The sequence below is a fragment of the Streptomyces sp. NBC_01016 genome (genome assembly GCF_026341035.1).
GTDB lineage: Bacteria > Actinomycetota > Actinomycetes > Streptomycetales > Streptomycetaceae > Streptomyces.
This window is the reverse complement of sequence record NZ_JAPEOQ010000001.1, coordinates 4,975,014-5,000,437: the sequence shown is the minus strand read 5'-3', so window position 1 is coordinate 5,000,437 and position 25,424 is coordinate 4,975,014. Positions and strand designations below refer to the sequence as shown.

General features: G+C 71.3%; 22 protein-coding genes. 12 read left to right on the top strand and 10 right to left on the bottom strand.

Annotated elements, in window-relative coordinates; all coding sequences use genetic code 11:
• The first annotated feature begins 118 nt into the window (after positions 1-118).
• The 8 genes from OG746_RS22465 to OG746_RS22430 all read left to right on the top strand — a co-directional run bounded on the left by OG746_RS22465 (position 119) and on the right by OG746_RS22430 (position 8,989).
• Positions 119-1,336, top strand: a complete 1,218-nt coding sequence (locus OG746_RS22465) for a hypothetical protein (protein ID WP_266717234.1) — start codon at positions 119-121, stop codon at positions 1,334-1,336.
• On the top strand, positions 1,333-2,502 hold the full coding sequence (locus tag OG746_RS22460; protein ID WP_266717232.1) for a hypothetical protein: 1,170 nt from the start codon (positions 1,333-1,335) through the stop codon (positions 2,500-2,502). The genes OG746_RS22465 and OG746_RS22460 overlap by 4 nt, the downstream gene beginning before the upstream one ends.
• Positions 2,503-2,643: 141 nt before the next feature.
• Complete coding sequence (locus OG746_RS22455; protein WP_266717230.1) at positions 2,644-3,807, top strand: ROK family protein; 1,164 nt, start codon at positions 2,644-2,646, stop codon at positions 3,805-3,807.
• Positions 3,808-3,841: 34 nt separating this feature from the next.
• The gene (locus tag OG746_RS22450) at positions 3,842-5,107 is read left to right on the top strand and encodes an ABC transporter substrate-binding protein (protein ID WP_266717228.1); all 1,266 of its coding nucleotides are present in this window, start codon (positions 3,842-3,844) and stop codon (positions 5,105-5,107) included.
• A complete protein-coding gene (locus OG746_RS22445) occupies positions 5,107-6,075 on the top strand; it encodes a carbohydrate ABC transporter permease (protein WP_266717226.1) in 969 nt (322 codons plus the stop codon). Before OG746_RS22450 ends, OG746_RS22445 begins: the two co-directional genes overlap by 1 nt.
• Positions 6,068-6,904: a carbohydrate ABC transporter permease gene (locus tag OG746_RS22440; RefSeq protein WP_266717225.1), complete on the top strand. Its 837-nt coding sequence runs from the start codon at positions 6,068-6,070 to the stop codon at positions 6,902-6,904. Before OG746_RS22445 ends, OG746_RS22440 begins: the two co-directional genes overlap by 8 nt.
• Before the next feature lie 37 nt (positions 6,905-6,941).
• Positions 6,942-7,958 carry a Gfo/Idh/MocA family protein gene (locus OG746_RS22435; RefSeq protein WP_266717224.1) on the top strand — a complete coding sequence of 339 codons (1,017 nt, stop codon included), beginning with the start codon at positions 6,942-6,944 and terminating at the stop codon, positions 7,956-7,958.
• Entirely contained in the window at positions 7,955-8,989 is a 1,035-nt protein-coding gene (locus OG746_RS22430) for a Gfo/Idh/MocA family protein (protein WP_266717223.1), read from the top strand. The genes OG746_RS22435 and OG746_RS22430 overlap by 4 nt, the downstream gene beginning before the upstream one ends.
• Before the next feature lie 67 nt (positions 8,990-9,056).
• Here OG746_RS22430 and OG746_RS22425 read toward each other — a convergent pair whose 3' ends face one another.
• Positions 9,057-9,650 (bottom strand): TetR/AcrR family transcriptional regulator, encoded by a 594-nt coding sequence (locus tag OG746_RS22425; RefSeq protein ID WP_266717222.1) that lies wholly within the window; start codon positions 9,648-9,650, stop codon positions 9,057-9,059.
• A gap of 108 nt (positions 9,651-9,758) precedes the next feature.
• On the opposite strand from OG746_RS22425, the gene OG746_RS22420 reads away from it, so the two are divergent.
• A complete protein-coding gene (locus OG746_RS22420) occupies positions 9,759-10,700 on the top strand; it encodes an alpha/beta fold hydrolase (RefSeq protein ID WP_524540474.1) in 942 nt (313 codons plus the stop codon).
• A 39-nt stretch (positions 10,701-10,739) separates the two neighbouring features.
• Here the strand turns inward: OG746_RS22420 and OG746_RS22415 are convergent, their stop codons facing one another.
• Positions 10,740-11,813 (bottom strand): isopenicillin N synthase family dioxygenase, encoded by a 1,074-nt coding sequence (locus OG746_RS22415; RefSeq protein WP_266717219.1) that lies wholly within the window; start codon positions 11,811-11,813, stop codon positions 10,740-10,742.
• 455 nt (positions 11,814-12,268) lie between these two features.
• Here OG746_RS22415 and OG746_RS22410 point away from each other — a divergent pair, with 455 nt between their 5' ends.
• On the top strand, positions 12,269-13,360 hold the full coding sequence (locus OG746_RS22410; protein ID WP_266717218.1) for a mechanosensitive ion channel family protein: 1,092 nt from the start codon (positions 12,269-12,271) through the stop codon (positions 13,358-13,360).
• Positions 13,361-13,403: 43 nt separating this feature from the next.
• Here OG746_RS22410 and OG746_RS22405 read toward each other — a convergent pair whose 3' ends face one another.
• Together OG746_RS22405 and OG746_RS22400 are read right to left on the bottom strand one after the other, a co-directional pair.
• Positions 13,404-14,297, bottom strand: a complete 894-nt coding sequence (locus tag OG746_RS22405; RefSeq protein ID WP_266717216.1) for an aminoglycoside phosphotransferase family protein — start codon at positions 14,295-14,297, stop codon at positions 13,404-13,406.
• Positions 14,298-14,390: 93 nt separating this feature from the next.
• Positions 14,391-16,505 (bottom strand): phosphocholine-specific phospholipase C, encoded by a 2,115-nt coding sequence (locus tag OG746_RS22400; RefSeq protein ID WP_266717214.1) that lies wholly within the window; start codon positions 16,503-16,505, stop codon positions 14,391-14,393.
• A gap of 166 nt (positions 16,506-16,671) precedes the next feature.
• On the opposite strand from OG746_RS22400, the gene OG746_RS22395 reads away from it, so the two are divergent.
• Together OG746_RS22395 and OG746_RS22390 are read left to right on the top strand one after the other, a co-directional pair.
• Positions 16,672-17,421, top strand: coding sequence for a DeoR/GlpR family DNA-binding transcription regulator (locus OG746_RS22395; protein WP_266717212.1), 750 nt, complete (start codon positions 16,672-16,674; stop codon positions 17,419-17,421).
• Positions 17,418-18,761 (top strand): 6-phospho-beta-glucosidase, encoded by a 1,344-nt coding sequence (locus tag OG746_RS22390; RefSeq protein ID WP_266717210.1) that lies wholly within the window; start codon positions 17,418-17,420, stop codon positions 18,759-18,761. Before OG746_RS22395 ends, OG746_RS22390 begins: the two co-directional genes overlap by 4 nt.
• Here OG746_RS22390 and OG746_RS22385 read toward each other — a convergent pair.
• The 6 genes from OG746_RS22385 to OG746_RS22360 all read right to left on the bottom strand — a co-directional run bounded on the left by OG746_RS22385 (position 18,749) and on the right by OG746_RS22360 (position 25,361).
• Positions 18,749-20,137 (bottom strand): amino acid permease, encoded by a 1,389-nt coding sequence (locus tag OG746_RS22385; protein WP_524540473.1) that lies wholly within the window; start codon positions 20,135-20,137, stop codon positions 18,749-18,751. The two genes, OG746_RS22390 and OG746_RS22385, sit on opposite strands and share 13 nt — an antisense overlap.
• Positions 20,138-20,245: 108 nt before the next feature.
• A complete protein-coding gene (locus OG746_RS22380) occupies positions 20,246-21,247 on the bottom strand; it encodes a proline racemase family protein (RefSeq protein WP_266717206.1) in 1,002 nt (333 codons plus the stop codon).
• On the bottom strand, positions 21,247-22,191 hold the full coding sequence (locus OG746_RS22375; protein ID WP_266717205.1) for a dihydrodipicolinate synthase family protein: 945 nt from the start codon (positions 22,189-22,191) through the stop codon (positions 21,247-21,249). Before OG746_RS22375 ends, OG746_RS22380 begins: the two co-directional genes overlap by 1 nt.
• On the bottom strand, positions 22,188-23,726 hold the full coding sequence (locus tag OG746_RS22370; protein WP_266717203.1) for an FAD/NAD(P)-dependent oxidoreductase: 1,539 nt from the start codon (positions 23,724-23,726) through the stop codon (positions 22,188-22,190). The genes OG746_RS22375 and OG746_RS22370 overlap by 4 nt, the downstream gene beginning before the upstream one ends.
• Before the next feature lie 136 nt (positions 23,727-23,862).
• The gene (locus OG746_RS22365; protein ID WP_266717201.1) at positions 23,863-24,171 is read right to left on the bottom strand and encodes a (2Fe-2S)-binding protein; all 309 of its coding nucleotides are present in this window, start codon (positions 24,169-24,171) and stop codon (positions 23,863-23,865) included.
• On the bottom strand, positions 24,168-25,361 hold the full coding sequence (locus OG746_RS22360) for an NAD(P)/FAD-dependent oxidoreductase (protein WP_266717199.1): 1,194 nt from the start codon (positions 25,359-25,361) through the stop codon (positions 24,168-24,170). Before OG746_RS22360 ends, OG746_RS22365 begins: the two co-directional genes overlap by 4 nt.
• Positions 25,362-25,424 lie beyond the last annotated feature (63 nt).

Genomic DNA, 25,424 nt, shown 5'->3' with positions numbered 1-25,424 from the left:
CTCTCCCTCCCCGTGCGTGTTCACGGGTTCTCCGCAAAGCGTTGACGAAGCACGAAGCGCTCTGGCAGGGTCGCGAACCGGCGCCACCCCCACGTGGGACCGAGGAGATCCCCACCCGATGAAGTCAAGGCACACCCCCGCTCGCAGGACCGCGCCCCACACCCCCGCCCTGCGGCGCTTCGCCGAGACACACTGGGCCAGGGAGCCGGTGGTCGTCCCCGACGCCCCGGCGCTGGGTCTCGACCCGGCCGACGCCCACGCGCTCCTCCTGGCGGCGGCCGCACAGCCGGATCCCGTCCCACTGCGCCTGGCCACGGCCGACGGTGTGCTGCGCGAACCGGGCCCCCTGCTGCCCGGCCCCGCCGACCGGAACCTCGGCGGCTACGTCGCACGCCTCGCCTCCGCGCCGCAACTCGGCGGCGACGGCTGGCTGCTGACCGCCTCCGACCCGCTGCACCGTGACTTCTCCGCGTGGTCGCGGGTACGGGACGCGCTGGCCGGGCTCTGGCGGTACGTCGGGTGGCCCGCGGTCCCGGTGACCGCGGAGTTGGCCGTCGGCGACCGACACCACTCCGTCACCGAGGCGGGCGACCCCGGCGCCGCGTCCCTCACCTGGGTCATCGACGGCGAGCTGACCGTGCGGGTGCGCCCCGAACACACCGGAACCGAGTACGAACTCCGGGCCACTGCGGGTGACTTGGTGCACTGGCCCGCCGGGAGCCGGCACCTCGATCACCGTACGGGACCGTGCACGACGCTCCGGGTGAGTGTGCCCGCCCGGACGGCCTCGGCCCTGCCGCCGGTCCTGGACGCCGTCAGCGGGCTGATGCGAAGACGCGGCCCGCACCCGGACACCCCCGTGACGCTCCCCCACCCGCTGCCCACGAGAGCCGACGGACGGCTGGCGTTACCCGCCCGGCTCACCGCCTCCGCCCGGCTGTTCACGGACACCGTCGCCGATCCGGACACCGAGCGAGCCCTGCTCACCCACTGGGCCGGACTGCGCTCCGCCGCGGGCCTGAACCCGGCACCCGCGCCACGCCCCGTCGTGCCCCTCACCTCCCGGCACCGATTACTGTGCGTCAGCGAGATCATCCGGGTCGCCACCGGGGCGGACGACGCGCTGTGGGCGGCAAACGGACATGTCTGGCCGGTGCGGGGCCGCGCTGCCGACCACGTACTCAGCCACCTGCGCACGACACACCAAGACACCACGGTGGCCGACCTGGCCCGCTCGTCGGGGCTGTCCGACCGCTCCGCTCACCTCCACGGTGTGCTCCGCGAGCTGTGCCGTTCACGGGCCGTCGCGATCACGCCACCGGACCCGCACCGGTGACGGCGGGCGCCGCCACCCCGATCGACGTCCTCGGACCCGTCGGCCGGTCGGTCGACTGGCAACGCGTCGCGGCGGACCATTGGGACCGCCGGCCCGCGCTGCTCCGCCCGATCCGGACTCCCGGCCGAACCGCGCCTTTCAACCCCCACGAGGTCTTCGAGGGCGCCGTCGCCGCCGCGCACCACACCACGGCGGACGCCGACGAACGGATCCGGTTCACGGTGGGGCCGCGCCGCCTCACCGACCCCGGTGACCTCCTGCCCCGGCCGGAGGACGGGTCGTTCGCGGCCTACGACCGCCGCCTTGCACGGCAGTTGGGCGACACCCCCTTCGCCCTCGTCGTCCGGGAGCTGCACGCGGGACACCATCCGCTGTGGGCCAGGGAGCGGACCTTCCTCGCCGGCCTGTGGGACGAGGTCGGCCAGCCCCTGGCGCCCATCGGCACGACGCTGTGCCACGGAACGTCCGAGCCACCACGCCCCTCGCCCTCCCACCACCGAGCAGCAACGTTCCTCTACGTCCTCCACGGCCGCCCCCGATTCCACCTCACCGGCCCCGGGGACCGACGCTGGACGGCCTCGGCGCTCCCCGGCGACCTGCTCTACTGGCCCGCCGACCACGAGCACACCGTCCACGCGCCCGGCTCCCCCGCCACGACCGTGCGCATCTCCGTCCCGCGCGCCGCCTCGCCGCTCATCAGCCACTCCTCCCCGCACGGGACGTGGGGCACGGTCGACACCCTCGTACCGCACGGCGAGCCACCCGACGACCTGCCCGGCACCCTGCCCCCTGCCCTCGCCGCTGCGCTCGACCACCTCCGCCAGGAGGCCCGCCCCGCACCGCTCCAACGGCGCCTGGCCCACGAGGTGTTGCGGCACGCCACGGACGGCGGCCTGCGCCCGGCACCGGCGCCCACCCGGCCCGGCTACTTCACCGACGACGACGCGGTGCGGGCCACGGAGCGCGTGGTGTGGATGCCGGCCGGCGGGCAGCGCCTGGTCGCGGCGTGCGGACACGTCACGCGGACCGGGCTGACGGCGCGCGAACTGGGCGCCCTGATCGGCCGCTTGAACGACGGCGAGACGCTCCCGGTGGGCGAACTGACGCCGCCCGCACGCCGGTTGCTGGCGCGACTCTCCGCATTCCGCGCCGTGGAACGCCTGTAGAACCCACCCCGCCTAGATACGCAGGACTTCTGCAAAATTCTCGTACGCACGGGGTTCCCCGACCCCCACCCTTATGCAACAGTCCTGCACAACCGGACCGACGACACCGACGACACCGACGACGCGGCGGAGGAACAGTCCATGGCGGGGCACGACCGGGCGCGCGGGCACGATCTCGCGGCCCTTCGCGGACTCAACACCTCAGTGGTGCTGCGGTCGTTGCGCCAGGAGAGCCCGCAGACGGTCAGCCGTCTCACCGGCTCCACCGGCCTGTCCCGGCCCACGGTCGAGGTGCTGGTCGAGGAGCTGATCGCACAGGGCTGGATCGCGGAGACGACCGCGCCGCCCGCCGTACGCTCCCCCGGGCGGCCCGCGCGCCGCTTCCGGTTCCGGGCCGAGGCCGGGCACGTCGTCGGCGTCGACATCGGCCTCAAGAAGCTGGTGCTGCTCCTGTCCCGCCTCGACGGCGAGATCGTCGCGCGCCACCGCGAGGACTTCCCCACGCCCCTGACCGGCGCGGAACGCATCGAACTGCTGCGCACCAGGCTGCGCACCTTCCTCGCCGACCACAGACTGGGTCCGCACGACGTGTGGTCCGTCGGCATCGGCGTGCCGGGCATGGTCGACGACACCGGCCGGATCCGCTCCGTGATCGTCCCGGACTGGACCGACCTGGACCTGGCGCGCCGCCTCGCGGACGAACTCCCCTGCCCCGTCCTGGTCGAGAACGACGTGAACCTCGCGACGCTCGCCGAGCACTGGCAGGGCGCCGCGGAACTCGCGGACGACGTGGCGTGCGTGCTCGTGGGGCGGCGCATCTCGTGCGGCGTGATGATCGACGGGCGCCTGCACCGCGGGCGCCGCGGCGGCGCGGGCGAGCTGGGCATCCTGCCGCAACTCGGCCTGAACGAGGCCGGGGACGCGCTCGGCTGGGACGGCGACCGGCTGCCCGGCGAATCGGAGACCGACGCACTCGCACGCGCCGTCCGCGCCCAGCACCCCAAGGCCCTCGCCGTCCTGGACCGCTACCTCGCCGGCGTCGCACCCGGCATCGCCGCACTCGTCCTCGCCCTCGACCCCGAACTCCTCGTCCTGTCCGGCGCCCTGTCCCCGGTCGGCGACCCACTGGGCCCCCTCCTCGCCGCCCACCTCTCCCCCCTGACCCTCCACGTCCCCCTCATCACGGTCAGCACGCTGGGCCGCGAGGGCGTGGCACTCGGCGCGGTGCGCCGCGCCCTGGACGAGGTGGACACCCATCTCCTCGACGGGGCGGGTCCTTCGCGCCCGTCGTCCCCCGCTCACTGACACCTCTCCGTACACCTACCGACCGGAGGCGCGCATGCGCAGGAGAAGTCTTCTCGCCGGTGCCCTCGCGGCGACCCCGTTCGCCGCCGGCTGCAGCGCGAGCGGCGGCGATTCCACCGCCGCCATCCGCACGGGCCGCACCGCACTCTCGTACGGCATGTGGGACCCGGCCCAGGTCCCCGGCATGCAGCAGGTCATCCGGGCCTTCGAGCGCGAGAACCCGGACGTCTCCGTGGAAATCCAGCTCACCCCGTGGAACTCCTACTGGACGACGCTGCGCACGGCGATGCGGGGCGGCACGGCGCCCGACGTGTTCTGGATGAACGCCGTGAACATCAAGCTGTACGCGTCCAATGGCACGCTGGTGCCGCTCGACGAGCACATCGCCCGTGCCCGCACCCCGGTCGGCAAGCATCCCGAGGCACTGGTCGACATCTACAAGTACGGCGGCAGGCAGTACGCGCTGCCGAAGGACTTCGACACGATCGGGCTCTGGTACAACAAGGAGCTCTTCGACAAGGCCGGCGTCAAGTACCCGGATTCCTCCTGGACGTGGGACGACCTGCGCGACGCCGCGCGCGAGCTGACCGATCCGAAGCGGCGGGTCTACGGGATCGCCGCCGAGATGGACCGGCAGAACAAGTTCTATCCGACGATCTTCGGCGCCGGCGGCTACGTGCTGCGCGACGGCCGCTCCGGGTTCGCCGATCCGCGCTCCATCGAAGGCCTGCGCTTCTGGACCGACCTGGTGGACCGCGGCTGGTCGCCGCCACAGAGCGCCATGTCGGAGGTCCGGGCGCGCAATCTGTACCTGTCGGAGCAGGTGGCGATGAATTACGACCTGTCGTCGATGGCCTCGTTCATGTACGGGACGCCCGCCATCAAGGACCACGGCGGCGTCGCGGTCCTGCCGAAGGGGCGGGAGCGGGCGACCGTCATCCACGGCCTCGCGAACTGCATCAGCGCCAAGTCCCGCAAGCGGGAAGCGGCCTGGAAGTTCGTGGACTTCATGGCGCGGAGCCGGGCGGGCGAGATCCAGGCCAAGGGTGGAGTGACCATCCCCTCGTACGCGGGGACGCAGGACGCCTGGCTGAAGTCGATGCCCGAGTTCGACCTGCGGTGCTTCCTCGACATGGTCGACTACGCGTACCCGTATCCGAGTTCACGGAACACGGCCGTCTGGGAGGACCTCGAGTATCTGCTGCTCGGGGCGCCGTTCAGCGGCAAGGGCGGCATCGAGGGCGCGGCACGCACGCTCGCGAAGCAGATGGACCGGGCGCTCGACGAGGAGGACAACTGATGGCCGTGTTCCCGTCGACGGCCGCCGCGGAGGCGGAGGGCCGCAGCAGGAAACCTCGTACGAAGGCGGGGCGCGAGGGCACCACGCGCGGACCCAACTCCCGCACGCAGAAGGCCGCGTATGTCTTCATCGCGCCGATCGGACTCGGCTTCCTGCTGTTCTACCTCTGGCCGATGCTTCAGACCTTCGGCTTCAGCTTCACCCACTTCGGACCGTTCGGCGGCAACACCTGGACCGGCGGCGAGAACTACGCGCGCGTGCTGCAGGACGTCACCGTGTGGCGGGCCATCGGCAACACGCTCCTGTACGGGGCGATCGGGCTGCTCACGCTGCCGCTGTCGATCGCCGTCGCGGCCCTGCTGAACCGGCGCGGCCTGCGCGGCGTCGCCGTCTACCGGGCCCTGTACTTCATCCCGTTCGTGACGCTCCCCGTCGCGGTGGGCCTGGTGTGGAACTGGCTCTACAACGGCAACTTCGGCCTGCTCAACGAGGTGTTGTCGTGGTTCGGCGTGTCTCGGCACTTCTGGGCCTCGGACCCGTCGACCGCGCTGTGGGCCATCGGGGTCGTCGCCGTGTGGCAGAGCGTCGGCTACTACCTGATCATCTTCATCGCGGGGATCAAGGGCATTCCACAGGACTACTACGAGGCCGCCGAGCTGGACGGGGCGGGCCCGGTGCGCCGGTTCTTCACCATCACGATCCCGCTGCTGAGCCCGAGCATCTTCTTCGCCGCCGTCATCTGCGTGATCAACTCGCTCCAGATGTTCGACCTGATCTACGTGATGATGAGCCCCATGAACCCGGCGCTCGGGTCCACGCAGTCCGTCGTCAGCCTCTTCTACCAGTGGGCGTTCCAGCAGAACAACCAGGGCGCCGCGGCAGCTCTGGCCTTCCTCCTGATGCTGCTCACGGCGGCCCTGACGTTCCTCCAGTTCCGGCTCCAGAAGAAGTGGGTGCACTATGCGTGACTCGCTGCGCCGCGTGAACGGCGGCTCCGTCGCCACGCACGCGCTCCTCTCGCTCGGCGCGCTCGTGATGGTCTTCCCGTTCCTGTGGCAGCTGCTCACGGCGCTGAAGACGCTGCCGGAAGCGGTGCACGTACCGACGACGTTCCTGCCGCGGCAGTGGAACTGGGGCTCCTTCAAGGAGGTGTTCACGGCACTGCCCTACGGGGAGATGCTCGGCAACAGCCTCATCAACACGGCCGGCCGCACCGCGGGGCAGCTAGTGTTCTGCTCGCTCGCCGCGTACGCCTTCGCGCGGATGCGGTTCCGGGGCAAGAACGTGCTGTTCGCACTGTTCCTGTCGGTGCTGCTCGTCCCGTCCTCGCTGCTGATCCTGCCGCAGTACGACATCATCCAGCGGCTCGGCCTGCTGAACTCGCCGCCCGCGCTGTTCCTGCCGGGGATGTTCAGCGCCTTCGGCACCTTCATGCTGCGGCAGTTCTTCCTCTCCCTGCCCCGGGAGCTGGAGGAGGCGGCGCGCATCGACGGCGCGGGCCCCTTCCGCATCTTCTGGTCGATCATGCTGCCGCTGATCCGCCCCGCCCTCGCCGCGCTCGCGGTGATCACGGCGATGTGGTCGTGGAACGACCTGCTGTGGCCGCTCGTGGTGAACACGGACCCGGCGAAAATGCCGATCAGTGCCGGGCTGACCTCCCTGGAGGGGCAGTTCGAGACCAACTATCCGGTGATGATGGCCGGTTCGCTGATCGCGAGCCTGCCGATGATCGTCCTCTATCTCTTCCTTCAGCGGCACTTCGTGCAGGGCATCGCCCAGAGCGGCGCGAAGGGCTGACCCGAAGGACGAACCGCCCCCTCAGCAAAGGAGCTTCATGGCACGCCTCGACGTGGGCCTGATCGGTGCCGGCGGTATCGCCCGTGCCCATCTGCCCGCCTGGACCGCCCTGGGCGCGCGCGTCACGGTCCTGTCCACCGACGGTCATGCGGAGCAACTGGCCGCCAAGTACGCCGAGTTCGATGTGACGGCGGTACAGAGTCTCGCCGAACTCCTCGACCGGTGCAGCGTCGTCGACGTGTGCACCCCTACGTACACGCACCGGCAGCTCGTCCTCGACGCGGTCGCCGCGGGCAAGCACGTGGTGTGCGAGAAGCCGCTCTCGCTCGATGTCGCCGAGGCGCAGGAGATGGCCGGTGCGGCGCGGGCGGCGGGGGTGCTGCTGTTTCCCGCCCACGTCGTGCGGTACTTCCCCGCGTACGCGGCGCTCGCCGGTGCGGTCGCGGCCGGGAAGATCGGGGAACCGGCGGCGCTGCGGTTCACGCGGGCCGGGCGCTTTCCCGTGTGGGCGCCGTGGTTTTCCGATCCCGCGCTGTCGGGTGGCATTCTCGTCGACCAGATGATCCACGACCTGGACTTCGCGCGGCTGCTCGCCGGTGATGTCGTGCGGGTGCACGCGCAGGTGCGCGGCAAGCAGGACGCGGGTGCGGTCGCGGGGGACGTGGCGACCGGCACCGCGGTCCTCACGCACGCCTCCGGCGCCGTCAGTCATGTGCTGGGGGTGTGGGGGCAGCCCGATCTGCCGTTCCGGACGACGTTCCGGGTCGCCGGGCCTGGCGGGATCCTGGAGCACGACTCCACCGCCCACACCGGCTTCCGGGTGCTGGCGCAGGGGGTGCGCCAGGTCGGTGAGGGCATTCCGGGCAGTCCGATGACGGAGAGCCCCTATCTGACAGAGCTGCGGGAGTTCGCCGCGGCCGTCGAGGGCGGTCACGCGCCCCGCGTGACGGCGCACGACGGCGTCGAGGCCGTGCGGATCGCGTGCGCCGCCGCCGAGTCCGCGCGCACGGGCGCGCCCGTCGAACTGAAGGTGACCGAGGAGGCCGGGCTGTGAAGGGCGTGCAGGGCTTGAAGGTGGGTGTGTTGTCGTTCGCGCATGTGCACGCGGGCGGTTTCGCGCGGCAGCTCGCCGCGATGGACGGCGTGGAGGTGCTCGCGGCCGACCCCGACACAGATCTCGCGGCACCGGGCGAGGCCCGGGGGAAGGACTTCGCGTCCCGGATCGGCGTCAACTACGTAGACACGTATGAGGAGTTGTTCGCCTGGGGGCCCGACAAGGTCGTGGTCTGCTCGGAGAACGTGCGGCACAGGGCGCTGGTCGAACGCGCGGCCGCGCACGGCGTCGACGTGCTGTGCGAGAAGCCGCTCGCCACGACGCCCGAGGACGGCGCGGCGATGGTCGAGGCGTGCCGGGCCGCCGGGGTGCGGCTCGCGGTGGCGCACCCGGTGCGGTTCAGCCCGGCCTATCTCGCGGTGCGCGAGGCGGTGCGGGCGGGCACGACGGGTGAGGTGCTCACGGTGGCCGGCGCCAACAACGGCTATATGCCGGGCGCGCGGAGCCGCTGGTTCACCGACCCCGAACTCTCCGGCGGCGGCGCCGTCATGGACCACACCGTGCACGTCGCGGACCTCCTCGACGACCTCTTCGAGGGCTCCCCCGCGCGCTCCGTCTACGCGCAGACCAACAACCTCTTGTACGAGGGCCGGGCCGCGGTCGAGACGGCGGGCCTGCTCACCGTGACGTACGCGAACGGAGCCGTCCTCACGCTCGACTGCAGCTGGAGCCAGCCGCAGCACCACCCCGCGTGGGGCGGGCTCTCGATGCAGGTCATCGGCGAGCGGGCGGCGCTGGAGATGGACGCCTTCGACCAGAAGGTGCACGGCTTCAGCGAGACGGCACGGGCGGCCGTGGAACTCCCGTACGGCGTCGATCTGGACGCGCTGATGCTGCGGTCTTTCCTGTTCGGAGCCGACAGTTCCCCGGTCGATGTCACCGACGGCGAGGCCGGGCTGAGGTCGCTGCGGATCGTGGCCGCGGCGTACGAGTCGGCGCGGACGGGGCGGACGGTGCCGGTGACCGGCTAGCCCGTGATCGGGTTCGGCCGCCGGGCCGGGACCGGTCCGGCGGCCGGTCTCTGTCCGGCCGTCGGGATCACCGGCTCCGGGCAGGCAAGGCGTGCGACAGCGCGCGCATGCTGATGTCGACGACCGTACGGAGCTGCTTCTGGCTCGTCCCGGCCCTGCTCATCACGGCCAGCGACTGGTTCACCGCCGCGAGGTGCACCGCGAAGTCGTCGGCATCGCCCTCGGCCAACTGCGCGGCCCCCAAAGCGGTCCGCAGGCGCGCGCATTGCAGGCCCAGGGCCTCGGTCGCGCGTGCGGCGATGGCGGGGCTGAGTGCGGGTGACGACATTGCGGTCTGGGCGACCAGGCATCCGTCGGGTACGTCGGGGTCGGCGATGCGTTGCAGGGTGACCTCGAAGAATGCCCGTACCGCCTGGAGCGGTTCCTCGGACGCACGGGAAAGTGCCTGGTCGTAGCTGTCTCCGTAGCGCGCGGCGTAGCGGTCCAGGCAGCGCAGGTAGAGCGCGTCCTTGTCGCCGAACGAGGAGTAGAGGGAGCTGCGGTTCAGCCCGGTCGCCCTGGAGAGGTCGTCGACGGACGTGTCGGCGTATCCGGCCCGCCAGAACTGGGCCATCGCCGCGTCGAGCGCGACGCCCACGTCGAACTGCTTCTTGCCCGCCATCACGCATGCACCTCGTTCCTGGGCCGGTCGTCGTGGCCCCCGCCCATCCTATCTTGAACTAATCAGTTCAAGATGCCGTAGGCTCGAGGAATGACCGACGACGACGCCATGACCATGCCCCTGACCTCGAACCGCTCCCGCGGACAGAACCCGCTCCCCGGGCTGCCGCTGCACGACCTCGCGGGGTTCACCCACCGCTGGGTCGACGCGGACGGCATCCGGCTGCACGCCGTGGAAGGCGGCCGGTCGGGCGGCCCCACCGTCGTGCTGCTCGCCGGATTCCCGCAGACCTGGTGGGCCTGGCGCAAGGTGATGCCGAGCCTTGCCGAGCGCTTCCACGTGATCGCGATCGACCTGCCGGGGCAGGGCCACTCCGACCGCCCTCAAGGGGGCTACGACACCCACACCGTCGCGTCGCGCGTCCAGGCCGCGCTGGACGCGCTCGACGTGCCGAAGTACTGGCTCGTCGCCCACGACATCGGGGCCTGGGTCGCCTTCTCGCTCGCCCTCAAGCACGAAGAGCGCCTGCACGGCGTCGCCCTGCTGGACGCCGGCATTCCCGGAATCACGCTCCCGGACTCGATCCCCACCGATCCCGAACGGGCCTGGAAGACCTGGCACTTCGCGTTCCACCTGGTGTCGGAACTGCCCGAGACCCTCCTCACCGGGCGCGAGCGCGACTACGTCGAATGGTTCCTGAAGACCAAAACCCTTCTCCCGGACGCCTTCGACGGTGCGGAGATCGACCACTACGCCGCCGCCATCGCGGCCGAGGGCGGACTCCGGGCGTCTCTCGCCTACTACCGCGACGCGGCGGAATCGGCGCGCAGGAACCATGAGGCTCTCGGGCAGGGGAAGTTGACCGTTCCGGTCCTGGGGATCTCCAGTTCCCATGGCTCGATCCCCGACATGGCCGCCTCGATCGGCCCGTGGGCGGAGAACGCGACCGGCGCCTTCATCCCAGAGGCCGGGCACTTCATCCCCGACGAGCAACCCGACGCGACGGTGGACGCGTTGACCGCGTTCATCGATCGCGGGCGTGTCGGGTAGTTCGCCGTCACCCGCCGACCGGACACCCGGCGGCCCCGGTCAGCCGCGAGGCTCCCGCCCCGCCGCGGCCAGCACCCGCGCCGCCTCCCGGACCGCCGCCGTGTTCGCCTTGCCCTGCCGGGACCCCGCCAGCTTGGCCTTGATGTGGTCGCGGACGGTGATCGGCTCGTAGGCGAGGCCCGCGTCGGCGTCGAGGTGGCTGGGGAGCGTGGCGATCACCGCGTCGATGTTGCCGTCGTGGAAGTACGCCACCGAGCGGCGCCGCTTGATGGCGCCGTCGACGATCGGCGGCTTGACCCGGTGCAGGGTCGACATCCAGCGGTCGTTGGTGAGGCGGGCGGTGAGGTCGCCGAGGTTGACCAGGAGGGCGCCCTCGGCCGGGGACACGTCGTGCCAGACGCCGTCGGAATCGAGCACCTGCAGCCCGGCGACACGGTCCGCCCACAACACCGTGACCAGGCCGAAGTCGGTGTGCTCGCCCATGCCGGTCAGGTCGCCGTCGAGGGTGACGGTGCCTTCTGGGAGCGCGTAGTTGTTCATCCGCAGGACGTCCACGGAGTGGTCGGTGAGCGCCTCGAAGTGGCCGGGCTCCAGGCCGAGGGCGTCGCCGAAGGCCCGGGTCAGGACGCGGGCGACGCGGCCCGCGTGGGCGAAGTAGGCCTGCACGCGCGGCTCGAAGGCATCGAGTTCGGCGGGCCATACGTTGCGGCCGTAGTCGTCCTCGGAGAGGTCGAGGCCGGGGAAGGAGCGGGCCTCGGTGCCGACGTTGAACGCCTCGAAGAAGTCGTTCATCCGGGACGCAGACTCGACACCGAGGCTGAGGCTGAGCGACTCGCTCTTCGGCGGGCTGTAGCCGCGGTTGGCGCCCGTGACCCGGTAGGCGTTCTTGCGCTCGGACGGCAGAGCGAAGAAGTCGTCGACGGCGTCGGCCAGTCCGTCGAGCACCGCGTCCGGGACGCCGTGCCCGCGGATCTGCACGAAGCCCACGCGGGTGCAGGCGTCGTCGAGGGCGCGGGCCACGCGGGCCAGGTCCTCGGCCGAACCCCCGTCCACGTAGGGGCCGATGTCGACGACGGGGACCTCGAACGGGGTCGTCGCGGTCGGTTCGGGCACGGGCGTCTCCCTTGGTGAGGACCTCGACGGGCGGTCGCCTACATTGTTGATGCGAAACGGCTGGTGCGAAACGGCTGGTGCGAAACGGTTGATGCGAAACGGTTGATGCGAAACGGTTGGCGCGAACTGCTGGTGCGGACTGCTCGTACGAAATTGTTGGTGCGAACATTTTCCGCGTACGGTCCATGCCGTTTCGGCAGCGTAACGCGCCCAGTTGACCCTCGCCGCGTCCAGCCCCACGTACATCACATGGGCCCACCACACCGGTTTCCGCACACTTGAGGTCCCCACCCTCTCCACACTTCGGGCACGTACGGCAGGATGTCCGCAGTGCGCCCCCGACCGCGATTCCGGTCGGCGCGCCACCTCCGTCCCCGAACAAGCAGGTACCACGTGACCACACATCACATATCCGTCCCCACCGCAGCGTTCAGTCCCCGTGCGGGAGGTGCCCGTTGAGTCGCGGCATCGAAGTGCACGACCTGATCCTCGCTGGTGTCGCCCTGCTCGGCGGCCTGCTGGCGGGACTGCTGCTGCGCACCCTGCTGCGCTGGCTCGGCGTGCGCGCCGGGCAGACGCGGTGGTCCGGGGACGATGTGATCGTCGACGCGCTGCGCACGCTGGTGCCGTGGGCGGCGTTCGCGGCCGGCGCCGCCGTGGCCGCCGAGGTGCTGCCGCTCACCCCGCGTACGGGGCGGAATGTGAACATGGCGCTCACGGCGCTGCTCATCGTCATGGCGACGCTGACGGCGGCGCGGGTGATCACGGGTCTAGTGCGGGCGGTCGCGCAGTCGCGTGCGGCCGTGGCCGGTTCGGCGACCATCTTCGTGAACATCACGCGGGTCGTGGTGCTCGCGATGGGGTTCCTCGTCGTGCTCCAGACCCTCGGCATCTCCATCGCGCCGCTGCTCACCGCGCTCGGTGTGGGTGGTCTGGCCGTGGCGCTCGCCCTTCAGGACACGCTCGCCAACCTGTTCGCGGGCGTGCACATCCTGGCCTCGAAGACCGTCCAGCCCGGTGACTACATCCGCCTCAGTAGCGGCGAGGAGGGCTATGTCGTCGACATCAACTGGCGCAACACGGTGGTGCGGCAGCTCTCCAACAACCTCGTGATCATCCCGAACACGCAGCTGTCGGGCACGAACATGACCAACTTCAGCCGCCCGGAACAGGAGATGACCCTCACCGTGCTCGCCGGGGTCGGCTACGACGTCGACCTCGAGGTGGTGGAGCGGGTGACGGTCGAGGTCGTGACCGAGGTGATGAAGGAGGTCGAGGGCGCCGTGCCGGAGCACGAGCCGCTCGTGCGCTTCCACACGTTCGGCGACTCCCGGATCAGCTTCAACGTGATCCTGGGCGTCGGCGAGTTCAGCGACCAGTACCGGATCAAGCACGAGTTCATCAAGCGGCTGCACGCGCGCTTCCGCGCGGAGGGCATCAGCATTCCGTCGCCCGCGCGGACGGTGGCGCTGACGGCCGGCAGCCCCTCGATCGTGATCCCGCATCAGCGGGACGCGCAGGGGACGCCCGTCGCCCCGTCTCTGTAGCGCTCGACTCTGTAGCGCTCGACTCTGTAGCGCTCGACACCCGTCAGGTGCGGGCCGCGTCCGCGAGGATCTCTCCGACCACGCGCGACGCCGTCCGCACCATGAACGGGTTCAAGTCCCGGTAGTACGCCAGCTCGTGCGCCGCGATGGTCAGCGCCCAGCCACGCCCGCGCACCCACGTGTCGTCGTCGACTGCCGCGGCCTCCCGGAAGGTCCGCCGTTCCGGCCCGCCGAGGACGTACCAGGCCGTGATCAGGTCGACGGCGGGGTCCCCGGTGCCCATGCACCCGAAGTCGATGACCGCGCCGAGCCGCCCTCCGGACACCAGGAGGTTGCCGGGCTGCAGGTCACCGTGCAGCCACACCTCGCGGCCCGCGCCAGGGGTGCGCACCGCCTCGTCCCAGACCGCGAGGGCCGCCGCGGAGTCGATCGTTCCGTCCAGACGGCTGATCACCTCGCGGGTCCCGTCGGCCCGTTCGGCGAGCGGCCGGCCGCGGAACGACTCCGGCGCCCCGGCGGTGTCGATCGCGCGCATCACCGTGACGAACCCCGCCAGGTCCTCGGCCAGCGCCTCGGGCCGGTCGAGCCGCCCCACGACGGGGTTCTCGCCGGGCAGCCAGCGGTGCACCGCCCACGGCCACGGAAAGCCGTGCCCCGGCTCCCCCTCGGCCACCTGCTCCGGTACGGGCACCGGCAGCCGGGCGGCGAGATACGGCAGCCATTGCCGCGCCCCCGCCAGCTCGGGCACGATCCCGTCCTGGCGCGGCAGCCGGACCACCAACTCCTCGCCCAGCCGGTACAGAACGTTCTGCGTGCCGTGCGAGTCGACGTACTTCAGGGGCAGCTCCGCCCACTGCGGGAACTGCTCGTCGACCAGCGCGCGGACGAGGTCCTCGTCGATGTCCGGCTCGTCCTGGTGCAGCTTGCGAACGCCCATGGTCACCTTTCGCGGGAGCGGTCCCCTGGCCGGGCCGAGCGTAGCCAGGCCCGACCGCGCCCCGCGATCGGATTTCCGCTCACATCCGCGGGGTCACCCGGAGACCGAGGCCCGCCCGTTCTCGATGTGGCCCATCAGGCGCCGCGCGAAGTCGGGCTCGTCCTCGCAGCGCACCACCAGGTCGTACCAGCCGTGGGACTTCGCGGCGGGGTGCGTCACGGTGGTGCTGTCGCCGGGCGCGACACGGACCTGCCGGGTCAGGGCCGCGGCGTCGGCGGCGCGCACGTAGGCCTGCGGGCGGACGGTGAACACCTTCGCCTCGGTGCCGTGGTTGGCCAGCTTGATGCGCAGTTCGCGGGTCTTGGCGCGCACGGACGACGTGACCTCGGCGGTGGACGCGGCGAGGCCCGCGAACTCGCGGCGGAAGCCGTTGGGCCCTGTGACGGTGAACCGGTAGCGGTCCTTGGCCGGCGTCACGGTCAGGGCGCGGGTGCCGGAGACGTCCCGGTGCTGCGGCACGTCGAACTCCCCCTCGTACGGGTAGAGCGCGAAGTGGGCGCTGGAGGCGCCGGTGTTGGCGAGCGTGACCTCGACGCGCCCCTCGGCGATCCGTGCGTACGCGTCGGTCTGGTACGGCAGCGGGCGCGCGGGCCGGGCGCCGGGCTCCTGTACGGGCATCTTCTGGTCGGCCGGCGGGCTGGGCTTCCACCGGGCGGCGGCGGGCGGCACCGGGCCCGGGTTGTGCACGGCGGGCTGCTTCTCGGCGGTGTCGAAGTCGAACGCGGAGGTCAGGTCGCCGCATATCCGGCGGCGCCACGCCGTGATGTTGGGGTCGTCGATGCCGGTCCACTTCTCCAGGAAGCGGTTGACGGAGGTGTGGTCGAACAGCTCGGAGCAGACGTGACCGCCCACCGACCACGGCGAGACGACGAGCATCGGCACGCGCATCCCGAGCCCGGTCGGCTGCCCCTGCCACCACTCGTCGGGCTCGCCCGCCTCGGGCACGGGCGGCGGGACGTGGTCGAAGAAGCCGTCGTTCTCGTCGTAGTTGATGAGCACGACGGTCTTGCGCCATACGTCGGGGTGCGAGGCCAGCGCGTCGAGCACCTTGTACGGGACGCTGGCGCTCGCGGCGGGGACGGAGACGCTGGGGTGCTCGGAGTCGACCGCGGACGGCACCAGGTAGGAGACCGCGGGCAGCTTCTTGGCGGCGACGTCGGCGGCGAAGCGCTCGGCCAGGGTGCCGGTGGGCACGCGGCGCAGGGCGCGCTCGAACAGGCTGCGCTCGGCTTTGGTGAGCGCCTTGACGCCCTCCTCCAGGAGCCCGAGCAGCCGGTCCCGCTCGGCCGTGTCGCCGGCGTCGGCGGCCTTGCGGACCAGCGCGTAGAACGACTCCATGTACGTGTGCCCGCCGGTCTTGGCCAGCGCCTTGCGGGCGACGGCCTTGAAGGAGGCGTAGAACTCGATCTGGTTGTCGGTGAAGTTCTCCCACTCGGTGTACGTCTGCCAGCTGCGGCCCTCCTTCTCGAGGAGTTCGGCGAACGTGGGCCAGTCGTAGCCCTTGTGGGTGCCCTCGTCGTACGCGTCGTTGCCGATGGCGCGACCGCCACCCGGCTCGTCGCCGGAGTTGCCGCTCCACAGGTAGTTGCGGTTGGGGCTGGTGGAGCTGTGCATGGAGGAGTGGTAGGCGTCGCAGATGGTGAACGTGTCGGCGAGCTCGTACTGCAACGGGATGTCGGAGCGGTCGTAATACGTCATGGTCGCCGCGGTCTTGGCGGAGACCCACTGGTTCATCCAGCCGTTGTTCCAGGCCTTGTGGCCGCCGTTCCAGTCGTGGTTGAGGGCGTCGATGTACTGCAGGTCGTGCTGCTGTGCCTCGGCGGCCGCGCGCACGGAGAACGGCAGGACTCTCTTCGCGCCGTCCGGCTGCTCGAACACGGGCTTGCCGTCGGCGAGTTGGACGGCATTGAGGTCGCCGAAGCCGCGGACGCCGCGCAGCATGCCGAAGTAGTGGTCGAAGGACCGGTTCTCCTGCATGAGGATCACCACGTGCTCGATGGCGTCGAGCCCGCCGGACGGCGGCGCGGCGGCCAGGGCGCGCTGCAGCGAGGGCGGCAGCAGGGAGCCCGCCGCGGCGGCTCCGACGGCGCCCGCGCCGAGGGCGAGGGCGCGACGCCGGGACACGGGGTTGGAGAGGGGATGGGGCATGTCGGCGGCTCCTGGGTTCGGTGGGCACGGTCGGTACGCAGGGACGCTACGAGTGCAGACGGTACGGATGGTGAGCACCGGATGAACTCATGTCGGCACCACACAATCAAGCTCTGGACAAATGTGAGCATGGAATTGCTTGAATTTGACGAGTAGTGTGCGCCGCATGCTGGCAGAGCGACGACACCACCTGATCCTGCGTGCGCTGCGCTCCGGTGGGCCCGCGTCCGTCGCCGAGCTCGCCGAGCAGCTCACCGTGAGCCCGGCGACCATCCGCCGCGACCTCGTGAAGCTGGAGGAGGACGGGCTCCTCACCCGCGTGCACGGCGGCGCCGTCATGGAGGAGGGCGACCAGCCCTTCTCCGAGGTCGCGCAGGTGCGGGTCCCCGAGAAGGACACCATCGCCGAGCACGCGGCGTCCCTGATAGCCGACGGCCAGTCGGTCCTCCTCGACATCGGGACGACCGCGTACCGCCTGGCCCGCCAACTGCACGGCCGCCGGCTCACCGTCATCACCAGCAACTTGGTGGTGTACGAGGAGCTGGCCGACGACACCGGCATCGACCTGGTGCTGCTCGGCGGCATGGTGCGCCGCGAGTACCGCTCCCTGGTCGGCTTCCTCACCGAGGACAATCTGCGCCAGCTGCACGCCGACTGGCTGTTCCTCGGCACCAGCGGCGTCCGCCCGGACGGGCAGGTGATGGACACCACCGTGGTGGAGGTCCCGGTCAAGCGGGCCATGATCACGGCCGCCGACCGGACGGTGCTCCTCGCCGACTCCTCCAAGTTCCCCGGCACCGGCATGGCCAAGGTGTGCGGCCCCGACTCCCTCGACGTCCTCGTGACCAACTCCTCTGCCCCGGCGCCGACTTGTGCGGCGCTGACGGAGGCCGGCGTGAAAGTAGTCCAAGTATGAAGCTGACGATTCTCGGTGGCGGCGGATTCCGGGTGCCGCTGGTGTACGGGGCCCTGCTCACCGACCACGCGGAGGGCCGCGTCACCGAGGTCGCCCTCTACGACCTCGACGGGCAGCGCCTCGACGCGATCGCGCGGGTCCTCGCCGAGCAGGCCGAGGGGGTGCAGGACGCGCCGGCGGTCACCGTCACCACCGACCTCGACGAGGCCGTGCGCGGCACGGACTTCGTGTTCTCGGCGATCCGGGTGGGCGGCCTCGAAGGGCGCGCGGCGGACGAGCGGATCGCGCTCGCCGAGAACGTTCTGGGCCAGGAGACGGTCGGCGCGGGCGGACTCGCGTACGGTCTGCGGACGCTCCCGGTCGTCGAGGAGATCGCGCGGCGGGTCGCCGAACTCGCCCCGGACGCCTGGTTCATCAACTTCACCAACCCGGCGGGCCTGGTCACGGAGGCGCTCGCGGATCACCTGGGCGACCGTGTCATCGGCATCTGCGACTCCCCCGTGGGCCTCGGCAAGCGCGTGGCGCGGGCGCTCGGCGCCGACCCGCAGAACGCGTGGGTGGACTACGTCGGCCTCAACCACCTGGGCTGGCTGCGCGGGTTGAAGGTGAACGGCCGCGACGAGCTCCCCCGCCTCCTCGCCGACGACACCCTCCTCGGCTCCTTCGAGGAGGGCAAGCTGTTCGGCACGGAGTGGCTGCGCGAGTTGGGCTCGATCCCCAACGAGTACCTGCACTACTACTACTTCAACCGTGAGGCGGTCCACGCCTACCAGGAGGCGGAGGCCACGCGCGGCGCGTTCCTGCACGAGCAGCAGTCCCGCTTCTACGACCGGATGCGCGACCCGGCGGCCCCGCCGCTCAAGACGTGGGACGCGACGCGGGCCGAGCGCGAGGCCACGTACATGGCGGAGAACCGGGAGGCTGCGGGCGCGGGTGAGCGCGACGAGGCCTCGCTCACCGAGTCCGGCGGCTACGAGAAGGTGGCGCTCGACCTGATGCGGGCCATCGCCCGCGACGAGCGCACCACGCTGATCCTCAACGTCCGCAACCGCACGACCCTTTCGGCCCTCGACGCGGACGCCGTGATCGAGGTGCCGTGCCTGGTCGACGCCAACGGGGCGCACCCCGTCGCCGTCGACCCGCTGCCGGGGCACGCCACGGGCCTCGTGACGTCGGTGAAGGCGGTCGAGCGGGAGATCCTCGCCGCCGCCCGCTCCGGCTCGCGGGCGACGGCGGTGAAGGCGTTCGCGCTGCATCCGCTGGTGGACTCGGCGAATGTCGCGCGGCGTCTGGTGGACGAGTACCGGCAGGCGCACCCGGGCCTCGCCTACCTGCGCTGACCCTCCCGGTGCTCGACCGAGTTCCGGTATCCGTACGCCGCGTAGACGCCCACCCCGATGAGCATCCACGCCGCGAACCGGACCCAGGTCACCCAGTCCAGGTTGCTGATCAGCCACACGGAGAACGCGACGCCGATCGCGGGAATCCATGGCACCAGCGGCGTACGGAAGGAGCGCGGCAGATCGGGCCGCGTCTTCCTCAGCACGACGACGGCGATCGCGACCACGATGAACGCCATCAGGATGCCGATGTTGGTGAGGTCGGCGGCCTCCCGGATGGGCAGGAACCCGGCGATCAGCGCGGAGCCGATGCCGACCGGCCAGATCACCCGCGTGGGCACGTGCCTGCGCGGGTGGTTGCGCGCGAAGTAGCGCGGCAGCAGCCCGTCGCGGCTCATCGAGTACCAGACCCGGGACACCGCCAGCATGTTGGCGAACGCCGAGGTGGTGATGCCGATGACGGCACCGACGGCCACGACGAGACCGAGCCCGCCGAGCCCAACTGCCCCCAGAGCACTGGAGAACGGACTCGCCACATCGATATCCCGATAGTTCTGCATCCCCAACAGCACGACACACACCGCGAGATAGATGAACGCGGCGATGCCGAGCGAGACGAGGATGGCCTTCGGTAGCACCTTCTTCGCCTCGGCGCTCTCCTCGGCGGCCGCGCTCATGGCGTCGTACCCGTAGACGGCGAAGAACGCGGTGGCGGCGCCCGTGAACGCTCCCCCTACTCCGTAGGGAAGAAACGGCGTGTAGTTACCGGACTTGATGTGAAAGGCCCCGGCGACGACGACGAGCGCGACGATCCCCAGCTTCACCACGACGAGGATGGTCTCGAACCTCGCCGACTCCTTCGTCCCGCGCGACAGCACGAACGCAAGCAGCAGGCACAGCAACAGAGCGAACAGATCGACACGATGCCCGGACCCGGTGCCGGGCGCGCCGAGCATCCAGGACGGCACATCGATCCCGACATGCTCCAGGATGTACGAGAAGTACCCGGACACCGCGATGGCGACCACGGCCACGATCGCGGTGTACTCGAGCAGCAGGTCCCAGCCGATCGCCCAGCCGACGAACTCGCCGAGCGCGGCATAGGAGTACGTGTAAGCGGAGCCCGCCTTCGGGATGGCGCCGGCGAACTCGGCGTAGCAGAGGGCGGCCGCACCGCTGGCCACGATGGCGATGAGGAACGAGAGCATGACGCCGGGCCCGGCGTCCTCGTTGGCCACGACGCCGGCCAGCGAGAAGACTCCCGCGCCGACCAGGCCACCGAGACTGAGGGCGACCAGCTGCCACAGGCCCATGGTGCGGCGCAGTCCGCCGCTGGTCTCCTCCTCCGAGTCGTCGACGGGCTTGAGGCGGAAGATGCCGGCGCGGGAGAGGAGTCCCCCGTCGGGCCCGGCCGGGTCTCGGGTTGGATTGGTTGTCGTACGGGACACGGTGACTCCTTCAGGGACCGCGGGGGCCCTGCTGTGTCAGAGCACGAAGCCGTGCGGGAACGGGTCGCGCGGGTCGAGGAGGTAGTTGGCCGTGCCGGTGATCCAGGCTCGTCCGAAGAACTCCGGTACGACAGCGTCGAGTTGACCGACCTTCGCGTCGCCGACGAGCCGCCCGGTGAACCGCGTACCGATGAACGACTCGTTCACGAACTCGGTGTGCAGCGGGAGTTCGCCGCGCGCGTGCAGCTGCGCCATCCGGGCCGAGGTGCCGGTGCCGCACGGCGAGCGGTCGAACCAGCCGGGCTGGATCGCCATGGCGTTGCGCGAGTGCCGGGCGGTCGAGTCGGGGGCGAGGAACTGCACGTGCTTGCAGCCGCCGATGACCGGGTCCAGCGGATGCTGCGGCCGGTTGTGCTCGTTGATGGCGTCGGAGATGGCGAGCCCGGCCTTGAGGATGTCGTCCTTGCGGGCCCGGTCGAAGGGCAGCCCGAGCTGGTCGAGCTCGGTGATGGCGTAGAAATTGCCGCCATACGCCATGTCGTAACGGACCTCGCCGAACCCCGGCACCTTCACGGTGGCATCCAGCTCCAGCGCGAAGGCATCCACATTGCGCAGGGTGACCTGCTCGGCGACACCATCGCGCACACCCACCCGCGCCTCGACGAGCCCGGCGGGTGTGTCGAGCCTGACGACGGTCTCCGGCTCGCTCACCTCCACCATTCCGGTCTCCACGAGCACGGTGGCGACGCCGATGGTGCCGTGCCCGCACATCGGCAGGAAGCCGCTGACCTCGATGTACAGGACACCCCAGTCCGCGTCCGGACGGGTCGGCGGTTGCAGGATCGCGCCGCTCATCGCGGGGTGGCCGCGCGGCTCGTCGACGAGGAACCGGCGCAGCTCGTCGAGGTGTTCAAGCGCGTAGGTGCGACGCTCGGCCATGGTGTCACCGGGGATGGGACCCACGCCGCCGGTGACGACGCGGGTGGGCATGCCCTCGGTGTGCGAGTCGACGGCACTCAGCGTCCGGACGGACCGCATCAGACCGCCTCACCCTTCTCCAGGGACGCGATCGCGCGGGCCATGTCGGCCTCCACCTGCTCGCGCATCTCGGGCAGCAGCGCACCGCGCGGCGGCCGGCAGGGCCCGCCGAACCGCCCGACCTGCTCCATCCCCAACTTGATGGCCTGCACGAACTCGGTCCGCGAGTCCCAGCGGAAGGCGGCGACCAGCGGCTCGTACAGCGCCCGCGCCTCCTCCACCTTGCCCGCGATGGCCAGGTCGTAGAGTCGGGCGGACTCGGCAGGAAAGACATTCGGGAACCCGGCGAACCACCCGGTGGCCCCCATCAACAGACTCTCGAGCACGACATCATCAGCGCCACTGATGATCTCAAGGCTCGGCGCCTTCTCCTTGATCTCAAGCACCCGCCGCACATCGCCGGAGAACTCCTTCACGGCGACGATGTTGTCGATCTGCGCGATCTCGGCGAGCAGATCAGGCGTGAGATCCACCTTCGTGTCGAAGGGGTTGTTGTACACCATCACGGGCAGCCCGACGGAAGCGACGGCCGCGAAATGGTCAATGACATCACGGGAGTTGGCCCGGTACAGGGTGGGCGGCAGACACAGCACACCGTCGGCCCCGTCCTCGGCCGCGACCTCGGCCCAGTGCTTCGCCTGGTGGGACCCGACCCCGTGCACCCCGACGACGACAACACCATCGTCACCGACGGCCTCAATGGCGGTCCTGGCGACCCTCCGACGCTCCTCGTCCGTGAGGGACGAGTACTCACCGAGGGACCCGTTCGGACCGACACCACGGCAGCCGTTGTCGACGAGCCAGCGGCAGTGCTCGGCGTAACGGTCGTAGTCGACGGCGAGCCCGGCGGGCGCGGAGGCGTCCTCGGAGTAGGGCAGAGCGGTGGCGACGACAACGCCACCAAGACCGATGGAACCCTTCGCCTGCTGCTTCTTGGCACTCATGAACTGCTCTCCTCTGTACGGGAGTTGGTGGCGGACGTGTCAGTGGTTTCGGCGGACGTGGCAGTGGTTTCGGGGATCGTGGCAGTGGTTTCGGGGGTCGCGGCCAGATCGCCCAGCCGGACCGGGCGGGCGATGGGCCGCCGGTGCTCGCTGGCCGGGGGCAGGCCCGCGATGGTGTGGTCGTCGTCGCCGGGCGCGCGCAGGCGCGCACTGATCTCGGCGACGGTGGGCCCGCACATCCGGGCCTGGCAGGGTCCGAGTCCGGCGCGGGTGGCGAGTTTGGCGGCGCGCGGTGCGGAGGTGGACTCGTCGGTGGCGGCGCGGCACACGGTGGCGTAGTCCGTCTCCTCGCACCGGCACACCACGGTCTCGGGCCGCAGCCAGCCGGACCAACCAGCCCCGATGGGGTGCGCGCGGGCAAGGCGCGCGGCGAAGGCGCGGCCCTGGTCACGGCTGGTCCGCAGCCGGCGCACGGTCACGGCGTTCCGGTCGCCGCCCGCGGCGAGCCATCCGGCGAGCGCACCCTCGACGCGGGCGGCGGGCGCGCCCGCGACGCCGGTGATCTCCCCGGCCGCGTACACGTCGGGGCAGGTGGTGCGCTGGTCGCCGTCGACCTCGACGAACTCCCCTGCCGGGGTGGCGCGCAGCGCGCACCCGGCGGCGAGCGGCAGCTCCAGCTGCGGACTGAACCCGTGCGAGACACACACGGCGTCGACGGCGACGGTCCGCTCGCTCCCCTGCACGACCGACCAGTCGGCGCGCAACCGAGCGGTGACGACCTCCTCCACGCACCCGTCGCCGCGCGCCTCGATGACGGTACGTCCAGTGCGGTACGGAACCCGGTGCCGCGCCAACAGGGCGCTGTACTCGGCGAGTTCGGAGGCCTTCCCGGCCTGCGCGGCCAGCTCCCAGGGCCGCCGCCCCCACCCTCGGGCGAGAGTGGCGGGGGTACTGGCCTCCAGCACCTCACGCACCCGCGCCCCGGCCTCGATCAGCGACGCCGCCACCGGCAGCAGGAACGGCCCGCTCCCGGCCACGACCACCTGGTCGCCGACCACCACCCGCTCCCCCTTCGCCAGCGCCTGCGCCGCGCCCGCGGTGAACACGCCGGGCAACTCCCAGCCGGGGAAGGGCAGTACGCGGTCGTGGGCGCCGACCGCGAGCACGAGCGCGTCGGGGTCGAGCACGGGCCGGTCCCGGCCACCCCCGTCGGACGGGCCGCGCAGCACGTGCACGCGCGGCGGTCCCGGCTCGGCGGGGTCGGGGCGCTCCAGGGCCCACACGGCGGCCTCGGACCACCAGGCGCAGCGCGGATGGGCGAGGACCCGGCGGCGACGTGCGTCGAAGGCGCGCCAGCCGTGGTGCAGGCGCTCCGGCCGGGCGGCGGCGTAGGCCTCGGGGAGCATCCGGTGGTACTGGCCGCCGGGCTGCTCGGCCTCGTCGACCAGGGTGACCCGCGCGCCCGCACCGAGCGCGGCATCGGCGGCGGCGAGCCCTGCGGGCCCCGCGCCTACGACCACTACGTGGCGTGTCATGTGGCCTCCGTGGGGATCGGGTTGAGCGAGTACGTGAGGGTGAGGGGACTGTGACGTGGGACTTCGAATTGGCCGTAGTTAGGCGTCACAGTCCCGGACCGCGGGCAACGAAGCCGGCCACGCGGACGACGCGCGCTCACCGTTCCTCCCCGCGCGCCTGCCTCCGTACCTCGTCCCCGTCCCGCGCCCGCCTGCGGCACGCCCGTACGTCGCGCTCGGGGCCGACCGTGACCAGGCAGTCGAAGCAGGCACCGATGCCGCAGAACACTCCGCGGGGCGCGCCGGAGCAGCCGGTGCGCCAGGCGCGGCGGCCGGAGGCGAGCAGGACGCCCGCGATGGACTGGCCCTCGATTCCGTCGACGGGCTCCCCGTCGACGGTGATCGTGAGCGGCGTCTCGCGCCGCCCGACGGCGTCCGTGGCCGCCGGTATGCGTCGTGGGCTCATGCTGGCCAACCTCCTTGAGCGGTTCCCAGGACGGCCGGGCGGTCCACCCGGAACGGTGTCGCGTCGATCTCGGTGGGCCGGCCCAGGAGCAGGTCCCGCACGAGGCGTGCGGTGCCGACGGACAGGCCGATTCCCGCGCCTTCGTGGCCGCCCGCGTGCCACAGCCCGGCGAGGCGCGGGTCGGGCCCGATGACGGGCAAGTGGTCGGGTACGTAGGGGCGGAAGCCGCCGTAGGCGCGCATCACCGGGACGTCCGTGAGGGACGGGAAGAGGCGCAGCGCCTTGGCGGCGATCGCGGAGAGGGCGTCGACGCGGAGCCGGTCGTCGAAGCCGACGCGGCGGCGCGAGGAACCGATGAGGACGCTGCCGCCGCGCGTGGATTCGACGACGGCGGAGGTCTGCAGGTCCTCGGCGCTGCTGCCGACGGCGCCCACATAGTCGGCGTCGTACACCTTGTGGAAGACGGTGGGCGGGAGCGGGGTCGTGACGAGGACGTCGCCGCGGCGGGGGCGGACATCGACGGGTGCGCCGAGGCGGGTGGAGAGTTCGCCCGCCCAGGGTCCTGCCGCGTTGATGAAGATGTCCGCCTCGATGAGTTCGCCGTCGGACGTGCGGACCGCGGTGAGGCGGTCGGAGCGGGTGACCGCGCCGTGCACCTCGCAGTGGGTGCGGAGGGTCGCGCCTGCCCGCAGGGCGTCGGCGAGGAGGGCGGCGGCCGCGCCGGAGGGCTGGACCTGGGCGTCCTCGGGGTAGTGGATGGCTGCCGTGTGTTCCCGGGTGACGTACGGCTCGGCGGCCGCGAGTGCCCCGGCGTCCAGGGTCTCGGCGCGTACGCCGGCCTCGCGTTGGGCCGCCGCGAACTTCGTCAGTTCGCGGGCACCGTCGTCGGTGGTGGCGACGACGATGCCGCCCTTGGGGTCCCACTCCGTCAAGTCGCCGACGCCATCAGCTCGTTCGGACATCTCGGCGATGATCTGAGGCCACAGGCGGCCGGACAGTTGCGCCAACTCGAGTTCGGGGCCCGGGCCCTTGTCGGATACGAGGATGTTGCCCTCGCCGTGCGCGGTGGTCGCGGCAGCCGGGCGGCCGCGGTCGACGACCGTGGTGGCGCAGCCCGCGAGGGCCAACTCCCGCGCACAGGCGGCTCCGACGATCCCGGCCCCGAGAATGACCGCCCGCGTTCCATACATCGAACCGCCTCCGTTCGCTTCATCGAACAGCTCGGAGGCTAGGGCGGCCTTTCAGGGGGTGTC

Coding starts and splice junctions, on each gene's coding strand:
- OG746_RS22450 (WP_266717228.1), top strand. CDS start 3,842: ATGCGCAGGAGAAGTCTTCTCGCCGGTGCCCTCGCGGCGACCCCGTTC.
- OG746_RS22435 (WP_266717224.1), top strand. CDS start 6,942: ATGGCACGCCTCGACGTGGGCCTGATCGGTGCCGGCGGTATCGCCCGT.
- OG746_RS22380 (WP_266717206.1), bottom strand. CDS start 21,247: ATGCGGTCCGTCCGGACGCTGAGTGCCGTCGACTCGCACACCGAGGGC.
- OG746_RS22455 (WP_266717230.1), top strand. CDS start 2,644: ATGGCGGGGCACGACCGGGCGCGCGGGCACGATCTCGCGGCCCTTCGC.
- OG746_RS22420 (WP_524540474.1), top strand. CDS start 9,759: ATGACCATGCCCCTGACCTCGAACCGCTCCCGCGGACAGAACCCGCTC.
- OG746_RS22390 (WP_266717210.1), top strand. CDS start 17,418: ATGAAGCTGACGATTCTCGGTGGCGGCGGATTCCGGGTGCCGCTGGTG.
- OG746_RS22440 (WP_266717225.1), top strand. CDS start 6,068: ATGCGTGACTCGCTGCGCCGCGTGAACGGCGGCTCCGTCGCCACGCAC.
- OG746_RS22465 (WP_266717234.1), top strand. CDS start 119: ATGAAGTCAAGGCACACCCCCGCTCGCAGGACCGCGCCCCACACCCCC.
- OG746_RS22370 (WP_266717203.1), bottom strand. CDS start 23,726: ATGACACGCCACGTAGTGGTCGTAGGCGCGGGGCCCGCAGGGCTCGCC.
- OG746_RS22395 (WP_266717212.1), top strand. CDS start 16,672: ATGCTGGCAGAGCGACGACACCACCTGATCCTGCGTGCGCTGCGCTCC.
- OG746_RS22375 (WP_266717205.1), bottom strand. CDS start 22,191: ATGAGTGCCAAGAAGCAGCAGGCGAAGGGTTCCATCGGTCTTGGTGGC.
- OG746_RS22425 (WP_266717222.1), bottom strand. CDS start 9,650: ATGGCGGGCAAGAAGCAGTTCGACGTGGGCGTCGCGCTCGACGCGGCG.
- OG746_RS22365 (WP_266717201.1), bottom strand. CDS start 24,171: ATGAGCCCACGACGCATACCGGCGGCCACGGACGCCGTCGGGCGGCGC.
- OG746_RS22405 (WP_266717216.1), bottom strand. CDS start 14,297: ATGGGCGTTCGCAAGCTGCACCAGGACGAGCCGGACATCGACGAGGAC.
- OG746_RS22400 (WP_266717214.1), bottom strand. CDS start 16,505: ATGCCCCATCCCCTCTCCAACCCCGTGTCCCGGCGTCGCGCCCTCGCC.
- OG746_RS22360 (WP_266717199.1), bottom strand. CDS start 25,361: ATGTATGGAACGCGGGCGGTCATTCTCGGGGCCGGGATCGTCGGAGCC.
- OG746_RS22445 (WP_266717226.1), top strand. CDS start 5,107: ATGGCCGTGTTCCCGTCGACGGCCGCCGCGGAGGCGGAGGGCCGCAGC.